This window comes from Kitasatospora sp. NPDC004272 (genome assembly GCF_053603035.1).
In genome coordinates this window covers 1-7,245 of the sequence record NZ_JBSGET010000234.1, presented here as the reverse complement: position 1 = coordinate 7,245, position 7,245 = coordinate 1, and the positions used below count along the sequence as shown (strand labels likewise).

General features: G+C 76.1%; 7 protein-coding genes. 4 read left to right on the top strand and 3 right to left on the bottom strand.

The window, feature by feature from the left end; translation table 11 throughout:
* Positions 1-91: 91 nt before the first annotated feature.
* Together ACWEO5_RS37420 and ACWEO5_RS37415 are read right to left on the bottom strand one after the other, a co-directional pair.
* Positions 92-742, bottom strand: coding sequence for an ABC transporter ATP-binding protein (locus tag ACWEO5_RS37420; RefSeq protein ID WP_452166545.1), 651 nt, complete (start codon positions 740-742; stop codon positions 92-94).
* The gene (locus ACWEO5_RS37415; RefSeq protein ID WP_452166544.1) at positions 739-1,851 is read right to left on the bottom strand and encodes an ABC transporter permease; all 1,113 of its coding nucleotides are present in this window, start codon (positions 1,849-1,851) and stop codon (positions 739-741) included. Before ACWEO5_RS37415 ends, ACWEO5_RS37420 begins: the two co-directional genes overlap by 4 nt.
* A gap of 110 nt (positions 1,852-1,961) precedes the next feature.
* Between ACWEO5_RS37415 and ACWEO5_RS37410 the strand changes: the two genes are divergently transcribed.
* Positions 1,962-2,552, top strand: a complete 591-nt coding sequence (locus tag ACWEO5_RS37410; RefSeq protein WP_452166543.1) for a TetR/AcrR family transcriptional regulator — start codon at positions 1,962-1,964, stop codon at positions 2,550-2,552.
* Between the two features lie 28 nt (positions 2,553-2,580).
* Here the strand turns inward: ACWEO5_RS37410 and ACWEO5_RS37405 are convergent, their stop codons facing one another.
* Positions 2,581-3,204: a CGNR zinc finger domain-containing protein gene (locus ACWEO5_RS37405; protein ID WP_452166542.1), complete on the bottom strand. Its 624-nt coding sequence runs from the start codon at positions 3,202-3,204 to the stop codon at positions 2,581-2,583.
* Between the two features lie 127 nt (positions 3,205-3,331).
* Between ACWEO5_RS37405 and ACWEO5_RS37400 the strand changes: the two genes are divergently transcribed.
* The 3 genes from ACWEO5_RS37400 to ACWEO5_RS37390 all read left to right on the top strand — a co-directional run bounded on the left by ACWEO5_RS37400 (position 3,332) and on the right by ACWEO5_RS37390 (position 7,144).
* On the top strand, positions 3,332-4,072 hold the full coding sequence (locus ACWEO5_RS37400; protein ID WP_452166546.1) for a metallophosphoesterase: 741 nt from the start codon (positions 3,332-3,334) through the stop codon (positions 4,070-4,072).
* A gap of 26 nt (positions 4,073-4,098) precedes the next feature.
* Entirely contained in the window at positions 4,099-4,686 is a 588-nt protein-coding gene (locus ACWEO5_RS37395) for a LysE family translocator (protein ID WP_452166541.1), read from the top strand.
* 127 nt (positions 4,687-4,813) lie between these two features.
* Positions 4,814-7,144, top strand: a complete 2,331-nt coding sequence (locus ACWEO5_RS37390; protein WP_452166540.1) for a prealbumin-like fold domain-containing protein — start codon at positions 4,814-4,816, stop codon at positions 7,142-7,144.
* Positions 7,145-7,245: the final 101 nt, after the last annotated feature.

Genomic DNA, 7,245 nt, shown 5'->3' with positions numbered 1-7,245 from the left:
GGCTCCACACCTACAATCACCACCGCGGACACACCGCACTCGCAGGCCAACCACCCGCCACCCGCGTCCCCAACCTCACAGGACAGAACAACTAGATCGAGACGGTCGCTCCGGCCGCGTCCGCCACGACCGGGTCGTGGGTGGCGACCAGGGCGGCGCAGTCGCGCTGCCGGGCGGTGGTGGCGATGAGGGTGGTGAGGGCGGCGGCCTGGGTGCGGTCGACGGCGGCGGTGGGTTCGTCGATCAGCAGGAGGTCGGGTTCGAGGAACAGGGCCCGGGCGAGGGCGACGCGTTGGCGCTCGCCGCCGGAGAGCCGGTCGGCGCGGTGGTGCAGGCGGTGGGCGAGGCCGACTTCGGCGAGGGCGGACTCCGCGGCGGCGCGCAGCCGCCGGGCGGGGCGGCCGGCCACCGAGGCGGCGGCGAGGAGCTGCTCGACGGCGGTGAGGCCGCCGAGCAGGTTGCCGCTCTGGAACATGTAGCCGATCCGTTCGCGCCGGGTCCGGGCCCGTTCGGTGTCGTTCAGGGCGGCCAGGTCGGTGTCGCCGAGCAGCACCCGGCCCTCGTCGGGGCGCAGCAGGGCGCCCGCGACGGCGAGCAGGGTGGACTTGCCGGAGCCGGAGGGGCCGACCAGGGCGGTCAGGACGCCGGGGGCGCAGACGGCGTCGACGGCGCGCAGGACGGGGGTGCGGGCGTCGCCGTGGCCGAGGGAGACGCTCACGCCGCGCAGGGTCAGTTCGGTCATCGTCCGGCTCCGAGCATGGTCATCGGGTCGGCCTTGGCGACCCGGCGGAGGGTGAGCGCGGCCCCGGCGAGGGCGGCGAGGGCGACGGTGCCCATGGTGGCGGTGAGGGCGGGCGCGGGGAGGCTGAACGGGACCTCGGTGCCGACCAGGAGTCCGACCGCCCAGGCGAGGGCGGCGCCGGCCAGGGTGCCGCCGAGGACGACGGCGGCGGCCTGGGTCAGGGTGTGGCCGAGCAGGCGGCGGCGGGAGGCGCCCATCGCGCGCAGCAGGGCGAGTTCGGGCTGGCGCTGCACCGTCCAGACGCCGAAGAACGCGCCGACCACCAGCGGGGCGATCAGGTAGAGGAAGAACTGGATCGAGGTCATGGTGACGCGCTCGCCGGTGTAGCCGGGGGCGGCCGCGTAGGCCGCGTCGAGGGTGACCGTCCGGGTGCCGAGCTGCTGGTCGGCGTCCGCGAGTCGGGCTCCGCCGGTGCTGCGCAGCGCGATCGCGCTGTACTGCTGGGGGAGTTCGGCGGCGGGGGTGGCCGCGCCCGGGGTGGTGAAGCGGATCCGCTGCCAGGTGGCGGTGGTGACGTACCCGGCGGGGACGTGGCCGTAGGAGGAGCGGGCGGTGATGCCGGTGACCTTCAGGGCGATGCCGAGGCGGTCGACGGTGAGGGTGTCGCCGATCCGGACGCCCTCGTCGGCGAGCTTGCGGGAGATCACCAACTGGCCGTCGCCGCCGAGGGGTCGTCCGTCCTCGGCGCCGGGGTCGAGGAAGGAGCCGGGTTCGACGCCGAACGCGGCGAGGTCGACCTCGGTGTGCCGGTCGGTGGTGCCGCGGGTGATGGAGACGCCGAGCGGGGTGGCCCGGACGCCGGGCTGCTGCCGCCAGCGGTCGAGGGTCCCGGCGGGGACGAGGCTGCGGGCGAACTGGTCGGACTTGGCGTCCGGGGAGAACGCCAGGTGGGTGGCGGGCAGGCGGCGCAGGGCGGAGACCGTGTCGTCGCCGAGGCCGGTGGTGAACCCGGAGACGATCCCGACCAGGGCGGCGACCAGCAGGACGACGCAGCCCATGAGCAGGAATCGGCCGCGGGCGGCCTTGAGTTCGAGCAGGGCGAGGTACACCGTGCTCCTTCCAGGATGGGGACGAGGTGTCCTCAACATAGAGCATGGCGACACCACGTCCCCAAACCGGGGGTGGCCGGGGCGACACCGCGGCCTCCTAGACTGGGCGGGTGCCGAAGATCAGTGCCGCCACCGTCGCCGACCACCGCGCCCAGCAGCACCGGGCGCTGATCGCGGCCGCCCGCGAACTGCTGGAGTCCGAGGGCGACGCCGCCGCCGTGACCTTCACCGCCGTCGCCCGGCGCACCGGCCTGGCCCGCAACAGCGTGTACAAGTACTTCCCGGACCGGTCGGCGCTGCTGGCCGCCGTCGTGCACGGCTCCACCCCGGTGTGGACCGAGCGGATCACCAGCGCGATGGCCGCCGCCGACGGCCCCGAGCAGCAGGTCGCCGCGTACGTGCGGGCCCAGTGCGAACTGGTGCGCGACGGCGAGCACCGGATCGCCCGCGCGCTGGCCGGCGACCGGGACGCGGCGGCGCTCCGCGAGGCCGCCGGGGAGGCGCACCGCAAGCTGCTGTCCCCCCTGGTCAGCGCCCTGTCCGACCTCGGCGACCGGACGCCGCTGCGCACCGCCCAACTGCTCCAGGGCCTGGTGAACGCCGCCGTCACCGCCCTGGAGTCCGGCGCCCCGTTCCGCCCGACCACCGAACGGGCCGCCGCCCTGGCGGTGGCCTCACTGGCGGCCCTGCGCCAGGCGTAGGCCCCCGCCGGCCCGGGCCCCTAGCGGCTCAGGTCTCCGCGCCGGTGCGCTGGCGGTCGTAGTGCCGGGCGACCCGGGCGCGGTTGCCGCAGGAGGTCTTGCACCACTCCTGGCGGCCGTGGGTCTTGACGAAGTACCGGACGCAGCGCGGGGCCTGGCAGGCTCGCAGGTGTTCGCGCTGGGGGCCGGAGAGGAAGTCGATCACGGCGCGGGCCAGGGCGGCGAGCAGGCGGGCCCGGGGGTCGGGGGCCGAGGAGAGCGGGCGGACCAGGGGCGGGGCGTCGGGGGCGGCGGGCCAGTCGAGTTGCGGGGTGACCGGGTCGAGCGCGGCGGCGGCGTTCAGCCGGGCCAGCGCCTCGTCGACGGGCATCAGGCGGTGCGCGTCGGCGCGGCTGGCCGGGCCGGGGCTGACGGCGCGGGCGAACAGGGCGCGGGCGGCGCGGCGCAGCGCGATCACCTCGGCGTGCAGGTCCGCGTCCGGGGCGGGCGGTTCGGCGGAGCCGGTGAAGCGTTCGGCGCGCTCGGCCAGCCAGGCGGCCGTGGCGTCGGGCCCGGCCAGGTCGTCGAGCACGCCGCCGTCGCCGTCGTGCCGGACGGTGCCGACCAGGTCCAGCGCGGGCCAGTGCTGTTGCGTGTCGTCCTGGTTCGCCATCGGGTGCTCCTCGTCTCCGCCGCCGGTGGACATTCTCCCTTGCCGAACGGATCACCCCTACCCTAAAGTCCCTAACGCCAAATCGGAAGACAACCATTAGGACGACGGCGAAGGAGCCCCCGTGACCCTGCTGCTGGCCCAGATCAGCGACCTGCACCTCGACGGCACCGAGCGCGCCACCGAGCGCGCCGAACGCACCGTGCGCCACCTGCGCGGACTGCTCCGGCCCGTCGACGCGCTGCTGGTCACCGGCGACACCGCCGACCACGGCGCCGAGGACGAGTACCGGGAGGCGGCCGAGCTGCTCGCCGGCCTCCCCTTCCCGGTCCTGCACTGCCCGGGCAACCACGACGACCGCGCCGCCTACCGCAAGGCCCTGCTCGGCGAGGAGCCCGGCACCGCCCCGGTCAACCGGGCGCACCTGGTCGGCGGCACCGCGATCCTGATGATCGACTCGACCGTCCCGGGCCGGGACGAGGGCCTGCTGGAGCCCGCCACGCTCGGCTGGATCGACCGCACGCTCACCGAACTCCCGCCCGGCACGCCCGCGTTGCTCGCCTTCCACCAGCCGCCGGTGGCCCTGCACCACCCGCTGCCCGACGGGTACGCCCTGCAACGGCCGGAGGAGTTGGCCGAGTTGCTCGACGCCCACCCCGAGGTGGTCGCCGTCCTCACCGGCCACGCCCACACCGCCGCCGCCTCGACCTTCGCCGGTCGGCCGCTGATCGTCGGCCCCGCCGTCACCTGGACGCTGCAACTCCCCTGGGAGACCGAGGACTTCATCGGCCGCGACCAGCCGCCCGCGCTCGCCTACCACGTCCTGGACGACGACCGGCGGCTCACCACGCACTACCGCGTCGTGCTCTGACCGCCCCCGCCCAGGAGGCACCCACCATGGCCACCTCCCGCGCCGTCGCCGGGTTCCTGCTCGCGCTGCTCCCGCTGATCGCCACGCCCGGCGCGAGCCTGGCCCTGCTGGTCCGGCAGATCACCGAGCACGGCCGCCGCCGAGCGCTGCCCGTGGTGCTCGGCACCGTCAGCGGCCTGGCCGTCCACGCCGGCCTCGCCCTCGCCGGACTGGCCGGTCTCACCGCCCACCACCCCGGCGCCCTCACCGCCGTCCGGATCGCCGGCGGGGCCTACCTGATCGGCCTCGCCGCCTGGACCTGGCGCTCCGCCGGCCGCCCTCCGGCCCGCCGCCCGCGCCACGACAGCCCCGCCTTCGTCCAGGCCCTGCTGGCCAACGTCCTCAACCCGAAGGCCGCCTCCATCTACCTCACCGTGGTCCCCCAGTTCCTCGACGCGGCACGCCCACTGCCCGCCCAGGTCCTCACCCTCGCCGCCGCGCACGCCGCGCTGCTCGCCGCCTGGCTGCTCGGCTGGACCGTCCTGCTGGCCCGCACCGCCCCCCGCCCCCGGCCGTGGACCACCCGCGCCACCGCCGCCGTCCTGCTCGCCCTGGGCCTGCACGCCCTCGCCTGAGCCCGCTCGGCACCGGACCGCGCCGCCGTTCGGGCGGTTGCCGGTGCGTCGGCCCGGGAGCTGTCCTACCCTGCCCGCCCGCCGTGTTTCGCTCGGACCGTCACTGTCCCCGACGGAACGGGCCGCCGTGCGCCGACTGCGCTTCCTGCTCGCCACCGCCGCCCTGCTCGCGGCCCTCCCCGGCCCGGCCGCGGCCGCCCCCGCTCCCGGGGACCTGCTGGTCACCTACGTCGCCCGGGTGTGCGACCGGTACGACCAGGTGATGGCCAACAAGGCCCGCAACAACGTCCAGGAGTCGCTGCGCGACCTCGGGCCGGACTCGAACTACACCCGCACCGAGAGCGTCGGCGCCGCCAAGGAGGCCGCCGGGACGCCGCTGCCGCCCTGCCGGCCGCTGCCCGGCTGGACCTTCTCCACCGGCCGCGGGTTCTTCGGCCGCAGCCCCGCCACCCAGAACCTGAGCACCGTGGCCGCCCCGCTCCGGCAGAACGTCACCACCGCCGCGAGCGCCCCCGAACTGGACGCCGCCGGGAACCCCACCGGCCGCACCCTGGAGGGCGCGGTCACCGTCGCGCTCACCTCCGCCGAGCGCTCCGCCGCGCAGGACGGCAACCTGGTCGCCCAGGGCGGCACCAAGGCGCAGCCGCTGAACGGGCTCCAGGACACCTACGGCTTCGCGGCGCTGCGCTGCGCCCAGGACTCCGTCAACGGCGACAACGTCGAGTACCTGAGCTACCCGTCGGGCACCCGGCACGTGTTCTGCTACTACTACGCCGTCACCCCGCCGCCCGGCGCGGGCACCATCACCGTGGTCAAGCGGGTCGCCGACGGCAGCAACGGCGAGGGCGCCTTCCGCTTCGACGGCAACCTGTCGTACGCGGACAGCAACGGCGACGGCGTCAACGACTTCGTCCTGAACGCGAGTTCGACCAAGTCCTCGTCGATGGACTTCGTCCGCGGCGAGACCCGGCCCGGCGACCCGCCGTGGACCTTCCAAGAACACGTGGACCCGGACAGCGGCTGGGCCCCGCCCGGCTTCCCGAGCTGCACGGCCGTGGGCGCGGACGGCGGGCCGGGCACCAGCGCGCTCGGCGCGGACTCCACCGGCCGGGCCACCGTCTCGCTGGTCGCCGGGGACCACGTCACCTGCACCTACACCAACCGGCGCGAGGCCGGGGCGTCACTGCTGGAGAAGGAGTCGATCGGCGGCACCGGCACCTTCGACGTCTCGCTGACCCCGCCCCCGGACACCGACGTCGTGGTGGTCAGCCCCGTCACCACCACCGCCGAGGGCACGCCCGTCGCCGTCGCCTCCGCCGCCCACCCCTCCCCCGGGCACTACGCGCTCGCCGAGGCCGTCCCCGCCCCCGGGCCCACCGGGTACTGGGACACCCCCACCGCGTACTGCAACGGCACCGAACTGCCCGTCACCACCGGGCCCGCCACCGGCAGCGCCCCGTACGGGACGTGGAACGCCAGGTACGACCTGCCGGTCGCCGACGAGACGCACTGCCTGCTGACCAACCGCTTCGTGCCCGGCGGGCGGATCACCGTCGAGAAGACCACCGTCGGCGGCACCGGCACCTTCGACTACCTGATCACCCCGCACCCCGTCGGCCGCGCCGCCGGACCGGACGCGCCCACCCACCGCTCCACCGCCACCACCACCGCCGAGAACACCCCGGTCACCGCCGCGCCCGCCGCCGAACGGCTCCGGGTCACCGGCGAGGTCCACTACATCGTGCAGGAGGTGATGCCGCCGCCGACCGCCGACGGCTGGTGGGAGCTGGAGAGCGCCGACTGCGGCCCGAACACCGGCCCGGTCGACCGGGTCCGCGCCGTCACCGACGTCACCCTCACCCCCGAGGAGCCCACCCCCACCTGCCGGTTCACCAACCGCTTCCACCACGTCACCCGGCTGGACCTGGTCAAGCTGACCACCGGCGACACCGGACTGCGCCCGCTCGCCGCCCGCCTCGAACTGCGCTGCACCGGCGACGAGAGCCCGGCGGCCCTGCTGGTCGACCCCGGACGGGAGCGCGGCGACCTCCCCCGGCGCACCTTCACCACCGCCACCGCCTGCACCCTCACCGAACCCGCCAGCGGCGCCGCGGACGGCATCGACACGGCCACCGGCGCCGTGCTGCGCACCGACGACGGCACCGAACAAGCCGTCGAATTCGGACGGGAGTTCACCGTCCCGGCGGAGCGCACCAGCATCCTCACCGTCACCAACCGGCTGACCCGCCCGTCGCCGTCACCGTCGCCGTCACCGTCCGCCTCGCCCTCGCCGACCCCGTCCGCCTCCTCCCCCGCTCCCCCGCCGCCGTCCCCGCCCGCCGGGAGCCTGCCGGACACCGGCGGCTCGCCGCTGCCGCTGCTGGGCGCGGTCGGCGCGGCCGTGCTGCTCACCGCCGGGACGGTCCTGCTGGCGGGCGCCCGTCGCCGACGCCACTGACCGGCCGCCGGGGCGGGGCGGGGGGCCGGTGGGGCCCGCCCCGCCCGGCCCCCGCTCCGCCCCCCCCCCCCCCGCCCACAACCCCCCCCCCCCCCCCGAAC